3 protein-coding genes are annotated in these 22,845 nt (G+C 74.7%); all 3 read left to right on the plus strand.

The genetic code is table 11. The features are described 5' to 3' along the window. The coding region (locus ACH4S9_RS46910) for an SDR family NAD(P)-dependent oxidoreductase (protein ID WP_398377788.1) at positions 1–9,128 on the plus strand (9,128 nt) is incomplete at its 5' end. Between the two features lie 45 nt (positions 9,129–9,173). Next, positions 9,174–21,035 carry an SDR family NAD(P)-dependent oxidoreductase gene (locus tag ACH4S9_RS46915; RefSeq protein WP_398377790.1) on the plus strand — a complete coding sequence of 3,954 codons (11,862 nt, stop codon included), beginning with the start codon at positions 9,174–9,176 and terminating at the stop codon, positions 21,033–21,035. Positions 21,036–21,055: 20 nt separating this feature from the next. Next, positions 21,056–22,845 (plus strand): type I polyketide synthase (locus tag ACH4S9_RS46920; RefSeq protein ID WP_398377792.1); only part of this gene is annotated, 1,790 nt, incomplete at its 3' end.

Consider the following 22,845-nt stretch of genomic DNA (forward strand, 5'->3'; position numbering starts at 1 on the left):
TCCCCGCCACCACCATCCCCACCCTCCGCCGCGACCACGGCACCCCCCACGACCTCGCCGACGCCCTCGCCCACGCCCACACCACCGGCCTCACCATCGACTGGCGACCCTGGTATCCCGTCACCCCGTCCACCACAGCCGACCTGCCCACCTACCCCTTCCAGCGGCAGCGCCACTGGATGGCGGCCGGCCGCCCGGCAGGCGACGTCAGCGCCGCCGGACTGCGGCCGGTGGCACACCCTCAGCTGTCGGCCGCGACGGGCCTCGCCGACGGCGGGCTGCTGCTCACCGGGCGGCTTCCGGCGGCCGGTGACGCGGGCCGGCTCGGTGAGCAGACGGTCGGCGACACCGTCCTGCTGCCCGGTACGGCGCTCGTGGAGTGGGCGCTGCGGGCGGCCGACGAGGCGGGCTGCGGCGCGGTCGAGGAGCTGACCCTCCAGGTCCCCCTGGTCCTCTCCCCCGCCTTTGAACTGCGCGTCCAGGTCGTGGTGGACGCCCCCGACGGGGATGGGCGGCGCGGCATACGTGTCTGCTCCCAGCCCGCGTCCGGCACACCGGAGGGGCCCGAGGGGCGGGACGCCTGGACCTGCCATGCGACGGGCACCCTCGCCCGCGAAACAACGAACGGGACGGAGCTGACCGGCGCCTGGCTCCCGGCCGGGGCCGAGCCCGTGGACACCGCCGACATCGCCGAGCTGTACGCGCGCGCCGAGGCCGAAGGTCATCGGTTCGGCCCCGCGTTCCAGGGCGTCCAGGCGGTGTGGCGGCACGGCTCCGATCTCTTCGCCGAGGTGACCCTGCCCGACGGGGCCGAGGAGAGGGGCGAGGAGTTCGGCATCCATCCCGCGCTGCTCGAAGCCGCCCTGCACCCGGTGGCGCTGCACGACCTTCACTCCGACGGCCCGCGGTGGCTGCCGTTCGCCTGGCGCGGTGTGTCCCTGCACGCGGGCGGCGCACGGAGTGTCCGGGTCCGGATCCGGTCGCTAGGGCGGGAGGACAGCGGGGGCCGCGAGTTGGGCGTCGTCGTCGCGGACGCGACCGGCGCCCCGGTGCTGGACGTGGATACGGTCGCGCTGCGTCCCGCCGACGGCGACTGGCTGAAAGCCGCCGAACGACACGCCGCGGGCGGCCTGTTCACGGTGCAGTGGACGCCGCTGCCGCCGTCGGAGGACCGTCCCGAGCCGGAGGAGGCCGAGGCCGGCTGGGCCACGCTCGACGCCCTTCCTGCCGCGGCGCGCCCCTTCGGCGGGCGCCGGTACGCCGACCTGGCCGCGCTGCTGGCCGCGGTGGAGGGCGGAGAGCCCGCGCCGCCCGTCGTCCTCGCCACCGTGGCCCCGAATCCCGACCCCGACGCGGACCTGTCCGCGGTCCGGCACACGCTGGGCCTTGTCCAGGGCTGGCTTGCGGAACCTCAGTTGCGGGACTCCCGGCTGGTGCTGATCACCTCCGGCGCGGTAGCGGTCGGCCACGGCGAGGGGCCGGTGGACCCGGCAGGCGCGGCCGTCTGGGGCCTGGTCCGGGCAGTCCAGAACGAACACCCGGGCCGGTTCACCCTGGTCGATGCCGACGCGGACGGGGACGGGAAGTGGGCCGAGGCGGTCCGCCGGTCGCTCGACGCCGACGAGCCGCAGATCGCGGTCCGTTCGGGCGCGGTGTCGATCCCCCGTCTGCGGCGCGCCGTCGAACCGACCGACGCGGCCGCCGAGGTCGATCTGTCCGGTGGCACGGTGGTGGTGTCGGGCGGGACGGACCCGCTGGGCGGCGCGGTCGCCGAACACCTGGTGCGGGCGTACGGCGTGGCGCGTGTGCTGCTCCTCTCCCCCGGGGGCGGCCAGGATCCCGAAGCGGCCGCGCCGGCCGAGCGGTTGACGGCGCTGGGGGCGGAGGCGAAGACCGCCGCCGTCGATGTGGCCGACCGCTCCGCGCTGGCGGAGGTTCTGGCCTCCGTACCCGAAAGCCGTCCGCTGGTGGGCGTGGTGCATCTCGCCGGGGCGGCCGACGACGCGCCGCCGGTGGAGTCCTGGGACGACGAGCGGCTGACGCGGGCCTGGGCGCCCGCCACCGAGGCGTGGCATCTGCACACCCTCACCCGCGATCTGCCGCTGCGGCTGTTCGTGGTGGTCTCCTCGGCCGCCGACCTCGTAGGCGGCCCCGGCCGGGCCGGTCACGCCGCCGCCAACGCCCGCGCCGACGCCCTGATCTCCCATCGGCGAGCCGCCGGGCTCCCCGGCCTGAGCGTGGCCTGGGCCCTGGAGGCGCGGGCCGCGTCCCACGCCCCGCGCCTGCTCGACGCGGCGTTCTCCCTCCCACACCCCGCGGTCGTGGCCGCCGACCTCGACACCGCCCGGTCGACCGCCGCGGCCAGCTCGGCCACCGTGGTCCCCGCGCTGCTGCGCGCGCCCGTTCGGTCCGGCCGGCGCCGCGCCGCGGAACGCCAGTCGGCGTCCCCCGCCCTGGCCGCACGCCTCGCCGGTCTCGACGCCTCGGGACAGCGCGATCTGCTGCTGGAGATGGTGCGTCAGATGGCCGCCGTGGTCCTGGGCCACTCCTCCGACACGTCCATCAGGCCCGAGGCCGCCTTCAAGGAGCTGGGCTTCGACTCCCTCATGGCCGTCGGGCTGCGCAACCGGCTGTCCGATGCCACCGGGCTGCGCCTGCCCTCCACCCTCGTCTTCGACTACCCCACCCCCCAGGCCCTCGCCGGCCATCTCCTGGAGCGGCTGACCGCCACCGCGTCCGCCACCGCCTCGCCCCTCATCGGGCGGGGCCGGTCGGCTCGCGCCGCGGACGACGACCCCATCGCGGTGGTGGCGATGGCGTGCCGCTTCCCTGGTGGCGTGACCTCGCCCGAGGGGCTGTGGGACCTGGTCTCGGCGGGGGAGCATGTGGTCGGGCCGTTCCCCACCAACCGCGGCTGGGATCTGGCCAATCTGTTCCACCCCGACTCCGACCACCCCGGCACCAGCTACGCCTCCGAGGGCGCGTTCATCTACGACGTCGAGGGCTTCGACGCGGCCTTCTTCGGCATCAACCCCCGTGAGGCCCTGGCGATGGACCCGCAGCAGCGGCTCGTCCTGGAGACCGCCTGGGAGGCCCTGGAGCGCGCCGGGATCGACCCGCACACCCTCAAGGACAGCCTGACCGGCGTCTACACGGGCGTCATCTACCACGACTACGCCACCGGCCTGCCCGCGGGCGACCCGCGTCTCGACGGCTACACGATGCTCTCCACCATCGGCAGCATCATCTCCGGCCGCGTGGCCTACACCCTGGGGCTTCAGGGCCCCGCCGTCACCGTCGACACCGCGTGCTCGTCGTCCCTGGTGTCCATGCACCTGGCCGCCCAGGCGCTGCGGCAGGGCGAGTGCGACCTGGCGCTCGCGGGCGGCGTGACCGTCATGGCCACCCCCGATCCGTTCACCGGCTTCTCCCGGCAGCGCGGCCTGGCGCCCGACGGACGGTGCAAGCCGTTCGCCGCCGCGGCCGACGGCACCAGCCTGAGCGAGGGGGCCGGGCTCGTCCTGCTGGAACGCCTCTCCGACGCGCGCCGCAACGGCCACCGGGTGCTCGCGGTGGTGCGCGGCTCGGCGATCAACCAGGACGGCGCGTCCAACGGGCTGACCGCCCCCAACGGCCCCTCCCAGCAGCGCGTCATCGCCCAGGCCCTCGCCGGAGCCGGCCTGACCACCGCCGACATCGACGCCGTCGAGGCCCACGGCACGGGCACCACGCTGGGCGACCCCATCGAAGCACAGGCCATCCTCGCCACCTACGGACAGGACCGCCCCGACGACCGGCCGCTGTGGCTCGGCTCGGTCAAGTCCAACATCGGCCACACCCAGGCGGCCTCCGGCATCGCCGGAGTCATCAAGATGATCTCCGCCCTGCGCCACGGCCAACTGCCCGCCAGCCTCCACATCGACGAGCCCAGCCCGCACATCGACTGGGCCGACGGAAACGTCCGGCTTCTCACCGAGCCCGTCGGCTGGCCCGAGACCGGCCGCCCGCGCCGGGCCGCCGTCTCCTCCTTCGGCGCCTCCGGCACCAACGCCCACCTCATCCTCGAACAGGCCCCCGACCTCCCCGAACCCCGGCCGGCGAGCGACACTCCCCCGCCCGGACCCGTGCCCTGGCCGCTGTCGGCCCGCGACGACCGGGCCCTGCGCGAACAGGCCGCGGCGCTCGCCGAACACCTCGCCGCGCGCCCCGATCTCCCGGTCGGCGAGGTGGGCTGGTCCCTGGCCACGACACGGGCGGTGTTCGAGCGGCGGGCCGTGATCGTCGGGGACGGCCGCGAGGAGCTGACCGCCGCCCTGGAGGCGCTGGCCGGCGGGGAGCCCCACCCCGGCCTCGCCACCCCCGGCGGCGCAGCCCCGGACACCCCGGGCAAGACGGTGTGGCTGTTCTCCGGGCAGGGCAGCCAGCGCCCCGGCATGGGCGCCGAGCTCCACCGGCGATTCCCCGTCTTCGCCGGGGCCTTCGACGAGGTGTGCGCGCTCCTGGACCCCCACCTCGACCGCCCGCTGCGCGACGTGGTCTTCGCCACCGACCCCGAACTCGGCGACCTGATCCACCACACCACCTACACCCAGGCCGGGCTGTTCGCCCTCCACATCGCCCTCGCCCGCCTTCTGACGGCCATGGGCCTGGCCCCCGACGCCGTCGCCGGACACTCCATCGGCGAGATCTCCGCCGCCCACCTCGCGGGCGTCCTCTCCCTGGAGGACGCCGCCCACCTCGTCGCCACCCGCGCCACGCTCATGGGCAACCTGCCGGCCGGCGGCGCCATGGCCACCGTCAACGCCGACGAGGAGGAGGTCGCTGCCACGCTGGCCGACTTCCCGGAGCTGGCCATCGCGGCGATGAACACCCCCGGCCACACGGTGATCTCCGGACCCGCCGACCAGGTCGCCACCGTCACCGCCGTCTGGCGGGACCGGGGCCGCAGGACCCGCTCCCTCCCGGTCTCCCACGCCTTCCACTCCCCCCAGATGGAGCCCATCCTCACCCCGTTCGCCGAGGCCATCGGCCACCTGGACTTCCGCCTGCCCCGTATCCCCCTCATCAGCAACCTGACCGGCGAGCCCGCGGACGAGGACATCGCCACCCCCGACTACTGGGCCCGGCACATCCGCCGCCCCGTCCGCTTCCACCAGACCATCACCCATCTCGCCGCGGACACGGCCGTCTTCCTGGAGCTGGGCCCGGCCCCGGTGCTGACCCACGCCGTCCACCACACCCTCCCCGAGGAGACCACCGCCACGGCGCTCGCCACGCTCACCGGCAAGCAGTCCGACGTCCGGGCGCTGGCCCACGGCCTGGCGTCCCTGCACACCACCCGGGCCCCGCTGGACTGGACGCCCTGGTATCCCACCGACCCGGCCCCCCGAGTGGTCGAGCTGCCCACCTACCGCTTCCAGCGCAGGCCGTACTGGATCGCTCCCCGCATCTCCTCCGTCGCCGCCACCGGCGGCACCGGCCTGGACCATCCGCTGCTGGACGCGGCGGCGCCGCTGGCGGACGGCGGACTAGTTCTGGGCGGCCGGATCCCGGCGGCGGACCACGACGGCTGGCTCACCGAACACACCATCGCCGGGACCGTGCTGCTGCCCGGCACCGCACTCCTCGAACTCGCCCTCAGCGCGGCCGAGCACACCGACAGCCCGCACGTCGAGGAGCTTCTCCTCCAGCACCCGCTCGTCCTCCACCCCACGGGCCCGCTCGACCTCCAGGTCGTCGTCGGCGCCGACGACGACGACCGCCGGAGCCTCGCCGTCTACACCCGCCCGCAGTCCGGCCCGGCGGCCGAGTGGACCCGGCACGCCACCGCCACGCTCTCCGGCGAACCCGCGGTCGACCGGGCGGCGCCCGAAGCTGAGACGGCCTGGCCGCCCCCGGGCGCCGAGCCCGTCGACATCACCGGCTTCTACGACCACGCCGCGGCGGACGGCTACGACTACGGACCCGCCTTCCAGGGGCTTCAGGCGCTGTGGCGCCATGGCGACGACCTCCTCGCCGAGATCGCCCTGCCCACCGCGGACGCCACGGACGCCTCGGGGCACCCCGCCGAAGCCCTCGCCGTCCACCCCGCCTTCCTCGACAGCGCGCTCCATCCCCTCGTCGCCGTCACGGACATCTCGGACGGCAAGGTCTGGCTGCCGTTCTCCTGGAACGGCGTCACCCTCCACGCCACCGGCGCCACCCACGCCCGCGTCCGCATCACCTCCCGCGACAGCGAGCACAGCCTGACCCTCACCGACGCCACCGGCCGGCTCATCCTCACCGCCGAGGCCGTCACCACCCGGCCCATGGCCCTCGATGCTCCGCAAAAGCCCTCGTCCGAAGGCCTGTTCACCCTGGAGTGGACGCCCGCCTCGCCCCTGGCCGACGAGGCCACACCGGCCTCGCGGGCGGTCTTCGCCGAGGCACCGGTCGCGGAGGGCGACGGTGAACTGGAGCCCGTACAGGCGGCGTTGACGCAGCTACAGGAGTGGCTGGCCGAGCCGCGCCCCGACGACGCCCGTCTGGTGATGGTGACCCGTAACGCCGTCGCCGTGGACGAGGAGACGGACGTCGACCCCGTCGCGGCGGCCGTCTGGGGTCTGGTCCGCAGCGCCCAGACGGAGAACCCCGGCCGCTTCGTCCTCCTGGACACGGACACAGACACAGACACGGATCCGGAGTCGGACAGCCAGGTGGCCGACGCGGTCCGCTGCGCCGTCGACCTCGACGAACCGCAGGTGGCGCTCCGCGGCGGCCGGATTCTGGTGCCCCGGCTCGTCCGCGCCACCGCCTCGGCCACGCTCGTACCCCCCGTCGGCCAGGGGGCCTGGCGGCTGGACGCCGCAGGCACCACGGGCACCGCGACGCTCGACTCCGTGGCGCCGGTGCCCTTCCCCGAGGCGGAGGAGGAGCTGGCGCCCGGACGTGTGCGCATCGAGGTGCGGGCGGCCGGTGTCAACTTCCGCGATGTCCTGATCAGCCTCGGCATGGTGCCCGACCAGACCCGCATCGGCGGCGAGGGCGCGGGCGTCGTCCTCGAAGTGGCCCCGGACGTCACCACGGTGGTCCCGGGCGATCGCGTCCTGGGGGTCTTCGACGGCGCGTTCGCCCCGGTCACCGTGGCCGACGCGCGGATGGTGACCCGGATGCCGGAGGCCTGGGACTTCTCCCGGGCGGCGGCCGTCCCCGTGGCGTTTCTGACCGCCTGGTACGGCCTGGTGGAGCTCGGCCGCCTGAGGGCGGGCGAGTCGGTCCTCGTCCACGCGGCGGCGGGCGGCGTGGGCATGGCCGCCGTGCAGATCGCCCGCCACCTGGGCGCCGAGGTGTACGCCACGGCCAGCCCCGGCAAACACCATGTCCTGGAGGCCATGGGCATCGACGAGACCCACCGCGCCTCCTCCCGCGACCTCGACTTCGAGAACGTCTTCCCGAAGGTCGACGTGGTCCTCAACAGCCTCGCCGGTGACTTCATCGACGCCTCCCTGCGCCTGCTGGCCGACGGCGGCCGCTTCCTGGAGATGGGCAAGACCGACCTCCGCGACCCCGAGCAGGTGGCCAAGGACTTCGCCGGGGTGGACTACCGCGTCTACGACCTGGTCTCGGACGCCGGGCCGGAGCGCGTCGCGCGGATGCTGGCGACCCTGGTGGCCCTGTTCGACGCGGGGGCCCTGACCCCGCCCCCGGTCCAGACGTGGCCGCTGCCCAAGGCGCGTCAGGCGCTGCGCCATATGAGCCAGGCCAAGCACACCGGCAAACTCGTCCTGACCATCCCGCCGGCCCTCGACCCCAACGGCACGGTCCTGATCACCGGCGGCACCGGCACCCTCGGCGCACTCATCGCCGAACACCTCGTCACCACCCACCACATCACCCACCTCCACCTCCTCAGCCGACGCGGACCCCACGCCCCCGGCGCCCAACAACTCACCGACAAACTCACCGCACTCGGCGCCACCGTCCACATCACCGCCACCGACACCTCGGACCTCCCCGCCCTGCGGCAGATCATCGACACCATCGACCCCGCCCACCCCCTCACCGGCGTCATCCACACCGCCGGCACCGTGGACGACGCGATGATCACCTCCCAGACCCCCGACACGCTCCACCGTGTCTGGGCCGCCAAGGCGACCGGCGCCGCCAACCTCCACCGGGCCACCGAGCACCTCCCCCTCGCCATGTTCGCCCTCTTCTCCTCCGTCTCGGGCACCCTCGGCAACCCGGGGCAGGCCAACTACGCCGCCGCCAACGCCTACTGCGACGCCCTCGCCTCCCGGCGGCAGCACGCCGGTCTGCCCGCCGCCTCCATCGCCTGGGGCCTGTGGGCCGCCACCAGCGATATCACCGGGCAGCTCAGCGAGGCCGATGTGGCGCGGATCGGCCGCACCGGCGTCACGGCGCTGGCCACCGACCACGCGCTGGCGCTCTTCGACGCGGCACACCGACACGGCGACCCGCAGCTCGTGGCGCTCAACCTCGACGTACGCGCGCTGGCCGCGCAGCCGATCGCCGGTCTGCCGCCCGCGCTACGGGCCCTGGCCGCCCGCCCGAGCGGGGCCACGCGGCGCGCCGCCGCGGCCACCCAGCGCCCCGACGACTGGACGCGCCGGCTCGCCGGGCTCCCGGAGGCCGAGCAGCGGCAGCAGCTGCTCACGCTGGTGCGCGGCCATGCCGCGACCGTGCTCGGCCACGCCGACGCCGAAGGCGTACGGGAGGACGCGCCGTTCACGGATCTGGGCTTCGACTCGCTGACCGGCGTCGAGCTGCGGAACCGGCTCTCGGCGGCGACCGGGCTCCGGCTGCCGGCCGCGCTGGTCTTCGACTTCCCCTCGGCCAGGGCGCTGGCCGACCACCTGCGCGGCCTGCTCGTGCCGGACGGGGGGTCGGCGGCCCGGGGCGGGGTGGACCCCGTGCTGGGCGAGCTGGCGAAGCTGGAGTCCACGCTGTCGGCGCTCGAGCTGCCCGAGGCGGACGCGCGGGCGGTGACAGATCGGCTTGAGGGTCTGCTGGCCCAATGGAAGGCGGCGTCCGCGCCGCCGGCCGAGGACAGCGCGGCCGACCGGCTCACGCTCGCCACCGCCGACGAGGTGCTCGCGTTCATCGACAACGAGCTCGGCACCTCGTGACAGCTCAGTTGCCCGCCCCGACACGTATGAAGGTCGTGACTTCACATGCCGGATGAAGACAGGCTTGTCGACTACCTCAAGCGTGTGGCGACGGACCTGCACGACACGCGGCGGCGCCTGCGCGAGGTGGAGGAGCGGCACCAGGAGCCCATCGCCATCACCGCGATGACGTGCCGGTTCGCCGGCGGGGTGGATTCGCCCGAGGCGTTGTGGGACCTGGTGGCCTCGGGGGTGGACGCCGTCGGGCCGTTCCCCACGGACCGCGGCTGGGACCTGGACGGTCTGTATCACCCGGACCCCGACCACCCCGGCACGACGTACACGCGCGAGGGCGGGTTCCTGCGCGACGCCGACACGTTCGACGCGGGCTTCTTCGAGATCAGCCCGCGCGAGGCACTGGCCATGGACCCGCAGCAGCGCAAGCTGCTCGAAGTGGCCTGGGAGCTGTTCGAGCGCGCCGGTCTCGACGCGACGAGCCTTCGGGGCAGCCAGACCGGTGTCTTCGTGGGCGCGGCGACCATCGGTTCCGCCACGTCGGGCGTTCCCGTCCGCAAGGAGACCGAGGGGTACGCGGGCGTCGCGCCCAGCATGCTGTCGGGCCGTTTGTCGTACGCCTTCGGCCTGGAGGGGCCCGCGCTGACGGTGGAGACGGCCTGCTCGGCGTCGCTGGTGGCCATGCATCTGGGGATGCACGCACTGCGGCGGGGCGAGTGCCGGCTGGCGGTGGCCGGTGGTGTGACGCTGATGGCCTCGCCCGCGGTGTTCACCGGCTTCGCCCGTCAGCGCGGCCTGGCGCCGAACGGGCGCTGCAAGCCGTTCGCGGCCGCCGCCGACGGCACGGGCTGGGGCGAGGGCGTCGGGCTGGTCCTGCTCGAACGGCTCTCCGACGCCCGCCGCAACGGACACCCGGTGCTGGCCGTCATCCGGGGTTCGGCCGTCAACCAGGACGGCGCGAGCAATGGCATCACCGCACCCAACGGGCCCTCCCAGCAGCGGGTCATCCGTCAGGCGCTCGTCAACGCCCGCCTGTCGTCCGCCGAGGTGGACGCGGTGGAGGCGCATGGCACGGGCACCCGGCTCGGCGACCCGATCGAGGCCGACGCGCTGCACGCCACGTACGGCCACCAGCGCCCGGCGGACCGGCCGCTGCTGCTGGGCTCGGTCAAGTCGAACCTCGGTCACACCCAGGCGGCCGCCGGGACGGCGGGCGTGATCAAGATGGTGATGGCGATGCGGCACGGGGTGATCCCCGCGACGTTGCACATCGACGAGCCGACGCCGCACGTGGACTGGGGCTCGGGCGCCATCCGTCTGGTGACCGAGCCGGTGGACTGGCCGGAGACCGATCACCCGCGCCGGGCCGGGGTGTCGTCGTTCGGCGTCTCCGGGACCAACGCCCACCTGATCATCGAGCAGCCGCCCGAACCCGCCGAGGCGGTCCAGGGCGAAAGCGACCCGGAAGGCACGGAAGGCACGGGAGAGGCGGAGGTGGCGCCGCAGGCCGTGGTGAACGGCGGCGTGGTGCCGTGGTTGCTGTCCGCGCGGGACGAGGCGGCGCTGGCGCAACAGGCGCGGCGTCTGGCCGAGGCGGCGGAGCGCGATCCGGCCGCCGGTGCGGCGGAGGTGGGGTGGTCTCTGGCGACGGCGCGGGCCCGGTTCGAGCACCGGGCCGTGGTGGTGGGCGCGGACCGTGCGGCGCTGCTGGGCGGGCTGGCGAAGCTGGCCGCCGACGAGCCGGATCCGGCGGTCGTCACCGGTACGGCGGGCCCGGTCGGCGCGGGCCCGGTGTTCGTGTTTCCCGGCCAGGGCGCCCAGTGGCCGGGCATGGCGCGCGAACTCCTGGACTCCTCGCCGGTCTTCGCCGCCCGGATCGCCGAGTGCGAGCGGGCTCTGGCGCCGTATGTGGACTGGTCGCTGACCGCCGTGCTGCGCGGCACGGACCGGGCGACGGACGCCGGCCGGGACGATGTGGTGCAGCCGGTGCTGTGGGCCATCCACGTCTCGCTGGCCGCCCTGTGGCGGAGCTTCGGGATCGTCCCGGCGGCCGTCGTCGGGCACTCCCAGGGCGAGGTGGCCGCGGCGTGCGTGGCCGGGGCCCTCTCCCTCGACGACGCCGCCAAGGTCATCGCCCTGCGCGTACAGGCTCTCCGTCCCCTGATCGGACACGGCGCCATGGCCTCGGTCTCCCTCGGCGCCGAGGAAACCGCCGGGCTCCTCGCCGAGCTGGGCCCCGACGCCGGGGACGTGGCCGTCGCCGCCGTCAACGGCCCGCACGCCACGGTGGTCTCCGGGTCCGCGGACCGGGTGGCCGCCGTCCTGGACACGGCGCGGGAGCGTGGCGCGCGCACTCGCGCCATCGACGTCGAATACGCCTCCCACGGCCCTCATGTGGACCGCATCCACGAGGATGTGGTGTCCGCCCTGCGCGAGGTGACACCGGCCGAGTCCGAGATCGCGTTCTACTCCACCGTCACCGCGGAGCGGCTGAACACCGCGCGGTTGGACGCCGAGTACTGGTTCGAGAACCTCCGCCGGCCGGTCCGTTTCGCCGACGCGGTGGGCCGTCTGCTGGGCGACGGATACCGGGCCTTCATCCAGTGCAACCCGCACCCCATCCTGTCCACGAGCCTCCAGGACATCTTCGAGGAGTCCGGCACCCCCGCCGCCTCTCTCGCCACGCTGCGCCGCGACCACGGCGGCGCACACCAGCTCGCCCTCGCGCTCGCCGATGCCCACACCGCGGGTCTCGAGGTCGACTGGCGCCCGTGGTTCCCGGCCGGGCCCGCGCCCCGCGCCGTCGAGCTGCCCACCTACCCCTTCCAGGGGCGGCGGTACTGGATACCCGCCGACGGCAAGGGCACAGGGGATGTGTCCGCCGCCGGGCTGCGCGCCGTCGACCATCCGCTGCTGGCCGCCGCGGTGAGCCTGCCGGACGGCGGCATGGTGCTGACCGGACGCCTCTCGGCGGCCGCGGGCGGGGGCTGGCTCGCCGACCACGTCGTCGGCGACACCGCGCTGCTGCCCGGGGCGGCCATGGTCGAGTGGGCGCTTCAGGCCGCCCACGAGGCGGGCTGCGCCGCGGTGGAGGAGCTGGCCCTCCAGGTCCCGTTCGTCCTGCCCGCCTCGGGGGCGCTGCGCGTACGTGTCGCGGTGGGGCCCGCCGACGACGAGGGCAGGCGGACGGTCGATGTGCACTCCCGCCCCGACGAGCTCGACACGGAGGCCCCCGACGGGTGGGCGTGCCACGCCATGGGCGTCCTCGCGCCCGAGGGCGGTGAGTCCCCGTCGAACGCCACGGCCGCTCCCTGGCCACCGCCGGGCGCGGAACCGCTGGACGTCGCGGACTTCTACGAACGGGCCGTGGCCGGCGGCTACGGCTACGGGCCCGCGTTCCGCGGCCTGTCCGCGGCGTGGCGGGACGGCGCCGATCTGCTCGCCGAGGTCGCGCTGCCCGAGGCGGCCGGTGAGGGCGCCGACCGGTTCGGCGTCCACCCGGCGCTGCTGGACGCCGCCCTGCACCCGACGCTCCTCGACGGCGGCCGCCAGGACGCCTCGGACACCGGACAGGTGTGGCTGCCGTTCGCCTGGAGCGGTGTGTCGCTGTGGGCCACGGGGGCGCGCCGCGTACGGGTCCGTATCTCCCCGGAGGGCAACGGGCGGCGGATCTCCCTGACCGACGAGACGGGCGCTCCGGTCCTCGACGCCGCGTCGGTCGCCGCTCGCCCCACCGGCGTCGCCGAGCTGCGGGCCCTTGGGAAGCGCGCGGCCGAGGGCCTGTTCGTCGTGGACTGGGTGCCCGCGCGGGGCGGGACCGGCGACGATTCGGCCCCGCCGGACGCCGATTGGGCGGCGGTGGGCCATGGTGGCGCACCGCTCGCCGGGGTGGCGGAACACGCCGGCCTCGGCGCGCTGCTCGCCGCGGTGGACGATGGGACCCCGGTGCCGACGGTTGTCCTCCACCCGGTGACAGCGACGGCCACCCCCGACGACGGCCTCGCCGCCGTCGGGGGCGTGCTGGCTCTGCTCCAGGAGTGGCTGGCCGAGCCGCGGTTGCTGGACTCCCGGCTGGTCCTGGTCACTTCCGGTGCCGTGACCGCGGGCGGGGACGAGGGGGCGGTGGACCCGGGTGGCGCGGCCGTGTGGGGTCTGGTCCGTTCGGTCCAGGCCGAGCACCCGGGCCGGTTCACCCTCGTCGACGTGGGCGATGGCGACGCGGACGGTGAAGCGGGCCTCGTCGGGGCCGTACTCCACTCCTTCGACGCGGACGAGCCGCAGGTCGCCGTGCGCGCGGCCGGGGTGCTGGCGCCACGTCTGGTCCGCGCCTCTCCGACGTCAGGGGCCGGAGCCCCGGAGCTGTCCGGTGGCACGGTGCTGGTGTCGGGCGGTACGGGGGTGCTGGGCGGCGCGGTCGCCGAACATCTGGTGCGCGCGCATGGCGTGGAGCGGGTGCTGCTCCTTTCCCGCAGCGGCCCCGAGAGCCCCGAAGCGGCCGAACTGGTCGAGCGGCTCGCCGCGCTGGGCGCCCACGCGGAGGTGGCGGCGGTCGACGTGGCCGACCGCGACGCGCTCGCCGGGGCGCTGGCGGCGATCCCCGACAGCCACCCGCTGCTGGGCGTGGTCCACTCCGCCGGGGTGACCGAGGACGCCCTGGTGGAGTCCTGGGACACCGGCCGACTCGGCCGCGTATGGGCGCCCAAGGCCGTCGGCGCATGGCATCTGCACACCCTCACCCGGGAGTTGCCGCTGCGGATGTTCGTGGTGTTCTCCTCCGCCGCCGGCACGGTCGGCAACTCCGGCCAGGCCGGATACGCGGCGGCCAACGCCTGGACCGACGCCCTGATCGCGCGTCGGCGCGCCGACGGACTGCCCGGCACCTCGGTCGCCTGGACCCTGTGGCAGCAGACCTCCGCCATGACCGAGCACCTCACCGAGGCCGACCTGTCCCGCCTCGGCGCCCTCGGCATGCGCCCCCTCGCCACGGCTCGTGGCCTGGGGCTGCTCGACGCGGCACTCCATGTCACCCACCCCCTGGTGGTGGCCGCCGACCTCGACGCCACCAGGCTCGGCCCCGACAGCCCCGCCATGCTGCGCGCCCTGGCCAGGCCGGCCCGGCGCCGTGCGATGGAACACCGCGCCACCGGCCCCGCACTGGCCGGCCGGCTGGCCGGTCTCGACGAGCCCGCACGGCGCGAACTGCTGCTCCAGACAGTGCGGCAGCTGGTCTCGGTGGTGCTGGGCCACTCCTCCGACGCGTCGATCCGGGCCGAGGCCGCCTTCAAGGAGCTGGGCTTCGACTCCCTGACCGCCGTCGAGCTGCGCAACCGCCTGGCCACCGCCACCGGGCTGCGCCTGCCCGCCACCCTCGTCTTCGACTACCCCACCCCCCGGGCCCTGGCCGACCACGTCCTGGAGCGCCTGACCGCCACCGGCTCCCCCGCGCCGCGCCGTGCCGGCCGGTCCGGGACCGGCGCCGCCGACGAGCCGGTCGCGGTAGTGGCGATGGCGTGCCGCTTCCCCGGCGACGTGACCTCGCCCGAGGGGCTGTGGGACCTGGTGGCGTCCGGGCGGCATGTGCTCGGCCCGTTCCCCACCAACCGCGGCTGGGACCTGGCCAATCTGTTCCACCCCGACCCCGACCACCCCGGCACCAGCTACGCCTCGCAGGGCTCGTTCATCTACGACGCCGACGGATTCGACGCCGCCTTCTTCGGCATCAACCCCCGCGAGGCCCTGGCCATGGACCCCCAGCAGCGTCTCATTCTGGAGACCGCCTGGGAGACGCTGGAGCGCGCCGGCATCGACCCGCACACCCTCCGGGACAGCCTGACCGGCGTCTACGCGGGCGTCATGTACCACGACTACGGAGCCGGACTGCCCCCGGGCGACCCCCGCCTGGACGGCTACGCCGGTCTCTCCGGCACCAGCAGCATCATCGCCGGACGCGTGGCCTACACCCTGGGCCTCCAGGGCCCCGCCGTCACCGTGGACACCGCCTGCTCGTCGTCCCTGGTCTCCATCCACCTCGCCGCCCAGGCCCTCCGCCACGGCGAGTGCGACCTGGCGCTCGCGGGCGGCGTCACGGTCATGGCCACCCCTGACGTGTTCGCGGGCTTCTCCCGGCAGCGCGGTCTGGCCCCCGACGGACGGTGCAAGCCGTTCGCGGCCGCCGCCGACGGCACCGGCTTCGGCGACGGCGTCGGCCTGGTCCTCCTGGAGCGTCTGTCGGACGCCCGGCGCAACGGACACCGGATTCTGGCCGTCGTCCGCGGTTCGGCGGTCAACCAGGACGGCGCGAGCAACGGGCTGACCGCGCCCAACGGCCCGTCACAGCAGCGGGTGATCCGCCAGGCCCTCACCACCGCCGGACTCGGCCCGGCGGACGTGGACGCCGTCGAGGCCCATGGCACGGGCACGACGCTGGGCGACCCGATCGAGGCGCAGGCCCTGCTGGCCACCTACGGCCAGGACCGCCCCGGCGGCCACCCGCTCCGGCTCGGCTCGATCAAGTCGAACATCGGGCACACGCAGGGCGCCGCCGGTGTCGCCGGTGTCATCAAGATGGTGATGGCCCTGCGCCACCGTACGCTGCCCGCCACCCTGCACATCGACGAGCCCAGCCCGCACGTCGACTGGGCCGACGGGAACGTCAGGCTCCTCACCGAAGCGGCCGACTGGCCCGAGACCGGCCGCCCGCGCCGCGCCGCCGTCTCCTCCTTCGGCGCCTCCGGCACCAACGCCCACCTCATCCTCGAACAGGGCCCGGACCTGCCCGAGCCGCGGCCCGCGACCGACGCTCCCCCGCCCGGCCCCGTGCCCTGGCCGCTGTCCGCCCGCGGCGACCAGGCCCTGCGCGCCCTGGCCGCCTCCCTCGCCGACCGGCTGGGAGCCGACGACACCACGCCGGTGGCGGACGTGGGCCGGTCGCTGGCCACGGCGCGCGCGGTGTTGGAGCGGCGGGCCGTGATCGTCGGCGGCGACCGCCGGGAGATGACCGCCGCTCTCGACGCCCTGGCCCAGGGCCGTCCCCACCCGGACCTGATCACCCCGCCCTACGCCGCGCCCGCGGCGGGGCAGACCGTGTGGCTGTTCTCCGGGCAGGGCAGCCAGCGCCCCGGCATGGGCGCCGAACTGCACGCGCGCTTCCCGGTCTTCGCCGACGCGTTCGACGAGGTCTGCGCGCTGCTCGACCCCCACCTGGACCACCCCCTGCGGGACGTCGTCCTCCACGGCCGGCCCGACGCCACCCTGCTCGACCACACCACCTACACCCAGGCCGGACTCTTCGCGGTCCAAGTGGCCCTGGCACGGCTGCTGGAGACCTTCGACGTACGGCCGGACGCCGTGATCGGCCACTCCATCGGCGAAATCACCGCCGCGCAGGTGGCCGGAGTCCTCTCCCTGGAAGACGCCTGCCGGCTGGTCGCCGCCCGTGCCACCCTCCTCGGCAACCTCCCGCCCGGCGGCGCCATGACCGCCGTCGAGGCCACCGCCGACGAGATCACCGAGCACCTCGCCCCGTACGACGGCCGGGTCACCATCGCCGCCCTCAACGCCCCCACCAGCACCGTCATCTCGGGCCCCGCGGAACTGGTGGCCGAGGCGGGCGCGGCCTGGAAGGAACGCGGCCGCAGGACCAAGGCCCTGACCGTCAGCCACGCGTTCCACTCCCCGCTCATGGAACCCGCTCTCGAAGACTTCCGCCGCGCCATCGCCGACCTGGAGTTCGCCCAGCCGAACACCCCGCTGATCAGCAACCTCACCGGCGAACCCGCGGGCGAGGACATCGCCACCCCGGACTACTGGGTACGGCACATCCGCAGGCCCGTACGCTTCCACCCCGCCGTCGCACACATCGCGCCGAGCGCGGCGGTGTTCCTCGAGGTCGGCCCGGACGCCGTACTGATCCCCGCCGCCCAGGCCACCCTCGACGCGCTCGATGACGCGCCCGCGCACGCTCCTCTGCTCGTCCCGGCGCTGACCCGTAACCAGCCCGACGTCCAGGGTCTGGCGCACGCCCTGGCCCGGCTGCACACCCACACCCCAGTCGACTGGCGCCCCTGGTTCACCGGCCGGCCCGCCCCGGACACCGTCGACCTGCCCACCTACCCCTTCCAGCACCGGCCCTACTGGCTCACCGGCGGGGCCTCGGGCCCGGCCGCGGCCGGTTCCACGAGCCTGGACCACCCGCTGCTGCGGACCGCCGCGCCGCTGGCCGACGGCGGCATGGTGGTCACCGGCCACATCCCTCCGGCCGACCACACCGGATGGCTCACCGAGCACACCATCGCCGAGACCGTCCTGCTGCCCGCCACCGCGCTCCTCGAACTCACCCTCCACGCCGCGGACCACACCGCCACACCCCACATCGACGAGCTCCTCCTCCAGCAGCCCCTCAGGCTCGACCCCGCCCGCCCGCTCGCGCTCCAGGTCATCGTCAGCCCGCCGGACGACACCGACCGCCGCACCGTCCACATCTACACCCGCCCGGAGTCCGACCCCACGGCGGAGTGGACCCACCACGTCACCGCCACTCTCACCGGCGAGCCCACGGCCGAGCCGCCGGCCGCCGAAGCGGGGGCGGCCTGGCCGCCCCCGGGAGCCGAACCCGTCGACATCGACGGCTTCTACGAGCGGGCCGCCGCGCGCGGCTATCGCTACGGAGCCACCTACCAAGGGCTGCGAGCCGCCTGGCGACACGGCGACGAACTCCTCGCCGACATCGCTCTCCCCACCTCCGACACCGCCGATCACACCCCCGACACCCTCACCGTCCACCCCGCACTCCTCGACGCCGCGCTCCACCCCCTCATCGCCACCGCCGACAACCCGGCCGGTGAGATCTGGCTCCCCTTCACCTGGAGCGACGTCACCCTCCACGCGACCGGCGCCACCCACGCGCGGGCCCGCATCACTCCCCGAGGCGGCAACGAGTACCGCCTCACCCTCACCGACACCACGGGCGCGCTCGTCCTCACCGCCGACACCATCACCACCCGGCCGCTCGACACCGCGCGGCTGCTGAGCGGCGACCCGAACGACGGTCTGTACGAGGTGCGTTGGACCGCCTTGCCGACCCCGGCAGGGCTGGAGAGGACCACGGCGGGCGACTGGGCGGTGCTCGGCGACGGCGGACCCACCGAGGCCGTCCGCTCGCTCACCCGCTATCCGGATGTCGCCGCGCTCGCCGCGGCCCTTGACGACGGCGCGCCCGTGCCACTGGTCGTCCTGACCAGCACCCCAGAGGCCGACGGCGGGGACAGCGACACGGTGGTGGCGCGGGTCCTGGCGACGGCACAGGAATGGCTGGCCGAGCCGCGGCTCGACGGGGCCCGGCTGGTGATCGTCACCCGCGAGGCCGCCGCCGTGGACGAGGAGACGGACGTCGACCCGGTCGCGGCGGCCGTCTGGGGTCTGATCCGCAGCGCCCAATCGGAGAACCCCGGCCGCTTCACGCTGCTCGACCTCGCCGGACGCGACGCCGGCACGGCACCCGACATCGCGGGAGTGGTGCGCGCGGCCCTCGACGCCGACGAATGGCAGGTGGCGGTGCGCGACGGGAAACCGTTCGTACCGAGGCTGACGGCCGTGGAGGCGACGGCCGGTATCGCCCTGCCCGTCGGCGCGCCCGCCTGGCAGCTGGTCGTGGCGGAGGACGGCGCGGGCACGGTGGACAGCCTGGTGCCCGAGGGCAGTCCGCACGTGCTGGAGCCGTTGGCGCCGGGTCAGGTGCGGATCGCCGTGCGTGCCGCGGGCGTCAACTTCCGCGATGTGATGGTGACCCTCGGCGTCGTGCCCGACCGGCGGGGCCTGGGCGGCGAGGGCGCGGGCGAGGTGCTGGAGGTGGCTGCGGATGTGACGTCGGTGGCCGTCGGCGACCGTGTCATGGGCCTGTTCGAGGGCGCCTTCGGCCCCATCGCCGTCGCCGACGCCCGCGCCCTGGTGCCGATCCCGCCCGGCTGGACCGACCAACAGGGCGCCGCCGTACCCATCGCGTTCCTCACCGCCTGGTACGGGCTGGCGGACCTGGCCGGACTCTCGCCGGGCGAGTCGGTCCTCATCCACGCCGCCACCGGCGGCGTGGGCACGGCGGCCGTGCAGATCGCCCGCCACCTGGGCGCCGAGGTCTACGCCACCGCGAGCCCCGCCAAACACCACGTACTGGAGGCCATGGGCATCGACGAGACCCACCGCGCCTCCTCCCGCGACCTGGACTTCGAGCACGCCTTCCCGAAGGTCGAGGTGGTCCTCAACAGCCTCTCCGGCGAGTTCACCGACGCGTCTCTGCGCCTGCTGGGCGACGGCGGCCGGTTCCTGGAGATGGGCAAGACCGACATCCGCGAACCGGATGAGATCGCCGCGACGCACCCCGGCGTCCGCTACCGCGCCTACGACCTCGTCTCCGACGCCGGTTTCGACCGCGTCGCGGAGATGCTGCGTACGCTCGCCGACCTCTTCACCCAGGGGACCCTGACCCCGCCCCCGGTGCAGGCATGGCCACTCGCCAGGGCCCGCCAAGCGCTGCGCCACATGAGCCAGGCCAAACACACCGGCAAACTCGTCCTGGACATCCCCCGCACCCTCGACCCCAACGGCACCGTCCTGATCACCGGCGGCACCGGCACCCTCGGCGCCCTCATCGCCGAACACCTCGTCACCACCCACCACATCACCCACCTCCACCTCCTCAGCCGACGCGGCCCTGATGCCCCCGGCGCCCAACAACTCACCGACAAACTCACCGCACTCGGCGCCACCGTCCACATCACCGCCACCGACACCACCGACCCCCACGCCCTGCGGCAGATCATCGACACCATCGACCCCGCCCACCCCCTCGCCGGCGTCATCCACACCGCCGGCATCGTCGAGGACGCCGTCCTCACCTCCCAGACCCCCGACACCCTCCGCCGCGTCTGGGCCGCCAAGGCCACGAGCGCCGCCAACCTCCACCGGGCCACCGAGCACCTCCCCCTCGCCATGTTCGTCGTCTTCTCCTCCGCCGCGGGCACCCTGGGCTCCCCCGGGCAGGCCAACTACGCCGCCGCCAACGCCTACTGCGACGCCCTCGCCACCCGGCGGCGCCACGCCGGTCTCACCGGCGTGTCCATCGCCTGGGGCCTGTGGGCCGCCACCAGTGGGATGACCGGCGGGCTCAGCGAGGCGGACCACGCCAGGATGAGCCGTTCCGGGATGGTGCCGTTGTCCTCGGAGCATGCCCTGGCGCTGTTCGACGCGGCGCGCGGACACGGTGCGGCGCAGCTGCTCGCCGCCCGGCTCGACGCGGCCGCGCTGTCCGCCCAGCCCGCCGAGGCGCTGCCGCCGCTGGTCCGCTCGCTCGCGGGCACCCGCGCCCGGGCCGTCCGACGGAGTGCGGTGGCGCCGGTGGCCGATCTGTCCGGCCGGCTGGCGTCGATGGGCCCCGCCGAGCAGCGGGCGCTCCTGCTGGACCTCGTCAGGGTCCACGCGGCCACCGTGCTGGGGCACACGGACCACGACGCGGTGTCGATGGACACGCCCTTCAAGGATCTCGGGTTCGACTCGCTGACGGCGGTCGAGCTGCGCAACCGGCTCACCATGGTGACGGGGCTGCGGCTGTCCGCGGCGTCGGTGTTCCGCCACCCGACGCCGTCCGCCATGGCCGAGCACCTGCTGGGCGAGCTGTGCCCGGCGGGGGACGGCGCGGCGGCGCCCGTACTGCGGGAGCTGGAGCGGCTCGAGGCGGCGGTGGGCGAGGTGCGGCCGGAGGGCGAGACCGGTGCCCAGCTCGTCAAGCGGTTGCAGAACCTGCTGTGGCGGCTGGGTGACGGTGCCGAGGCGGTCGATCACACCGTCGACGGCGAGGCGTTGGAGTCGGCGTCGGACGACGAGATGTTCGCGCTCATCGACCAGCAACTGGGCTCGTCCTGACGGGGAGTGACGGAGGAATCATGTCCACCACCGAAGACAAGCTGCGCCAGTACCTCAAGCGCGTCACCCTCGACCTCGGCCAGGCCAGACAGCGCCTGCGCGAAGTGGAAGAACGCCACCGGGAACCCATCGCCATCATCGCCATGGCCTGCCGTTACCCGGGCGGGGTCACCTCTCCGGAGGGCCTGTGGGACGTCGTAGCCTCGGGCGCCGACGCCCTCGGCCCCTTTCCCGCCAACCGCGGCTGGGACCTCGACCACCTCTTCCACCCCGACCCGGACCACCCCGGCACCAGCTATGTCCAGGAGGGCGGCTTCCTCCACGACGCCGACGAATTCGACGCCTCCTTCTTCAACATCAGCCCTCGTGAAGCCCTCGCCATGGACCCCCAGCAGCGGCTCCTCCTGGAGGTCGCCTGGGAACTCCTCGAACGCGCCCGCATCGACCCCACCACCCTCAAGGGCACGCCCACCGGCGTCTACGCGGGGGTGTCGAGCCAGGACTACCTGTCGCGGATACCGCGGATTCCCGAGGGCTTCGAGGGCTACACCGCCACGGGAGGGCTCACGAGCGTGGTGTCCGGCCGAGTGGCGTACGCGCTGGGTCTTGAGGGTCCGGCGGTCACGCTGGACACGGCATGCTCGTCGTCGCTGGTGGCCACGCATCTGGCGGTCCGGGCACTGCGCCAGGGCGAGTGCACCCTGGCGCTGGCCGGCGGCGTGACGGTGTTCACCGCGGCCACGGCGTTTGTGGAGTTCTCCAAGCAGCGGGGGTTCGCGCCGGACGCCCGCTGCAAGGCGTTCGCCGCGGCGGCCGACGGCACGGGCTTCTCCGAGGGCGCGGGCCTGGTCCTGCTGGAACGGCTCTCCGACGCCCGCCGCAACGGACACCACGTGCTGGCCGTCATCCGGGGCTCGGCCGTCAACCAGGACGGCGCCAGCAACGGGCTGGCCGCGCCCAACGATGCCGCGCAGGAACGCGTCATCCGGCAGGCGCTGGCCGATGCCCGGCTCCCCGCCGACCAGGTGGACGCGGTGGAGGCGCACGGCACGGGCACCACCCTCGGCGACCCGATCGAGGCCGAGGCGCTGCTGGCCACCTACGGACAGGAACGGCCGGAGGACCGCCCGCTGTGGCTGGGGTCAGTGAAGTCGAACATCGGACACACCCAGGCCGCCGCCGGGATCGCGGGCGTCATCAAGATGGTCATGGCCCTCCGCCACGGCGCGCTGCCCGCCACCCTCCACGTCGACGAGCCCACCTCACACGTGGACTGGAGCAGCGGCGCCGTACGTCTGCTCACCGAGCCCGTCGACTGGCCGACCGCCGAACGCCCCCGTGGCGCGGGCGTCTCGGCGTTCGGCATCTCCGGCACCAACGCCCACGTCATCCTCGAAGAGGCCCCACCCTCGGAACCCGACACCCACGCGGACGAGCCGGGCGTGCTGGGCGGTGTCGCGCCCTGGGTGCTCTCGGCCCGTACCCACGAGGCCCTGGCCGAGCAGGCGCGCCGGCTGACCCGGACCATCACCGACAACCCCGACGTCTCGCCCACCGAGGTGGCCTGGTCCCTGGCCACCACGCGCGCGACCTTCGATCGCCGTGCCGTCGTCACCGGCACCGATCCCGCCGAACTGCTCGCCGCGCTCGACGCCCTGGCCGACGGTGGCGAACACCCGCACCTCACCCGCGGCACCGCCCTCGACCCCCAACAGGGCCCGGTGTTCGTCTTTCCCGGCCAGGGCTCCCAATGGGCCGGCATGGCCGTCGGCCTCCTGGACTCCTCCCCCGCCTTCGCCAGCAGGATCGC

Source organism: Streptomyces sp. NPDC021225 (genome assembly GCF_044332865.1).
Taxonomy (GTDB): Bacteria; Actinomycetota; Actinomycetes; order Streptomycetales; family Streptomycetaceae; genus Streptomyces.

Coding starts and splice junctions, on each gene's coding strand:
- ACH4S9_RS46915 (WP_398377790.1), top strand. CDS start 9,174: ATGCCGGATGAAGACAGGCTTGTCGACTACCTCAAGCGTGTGGCGACG.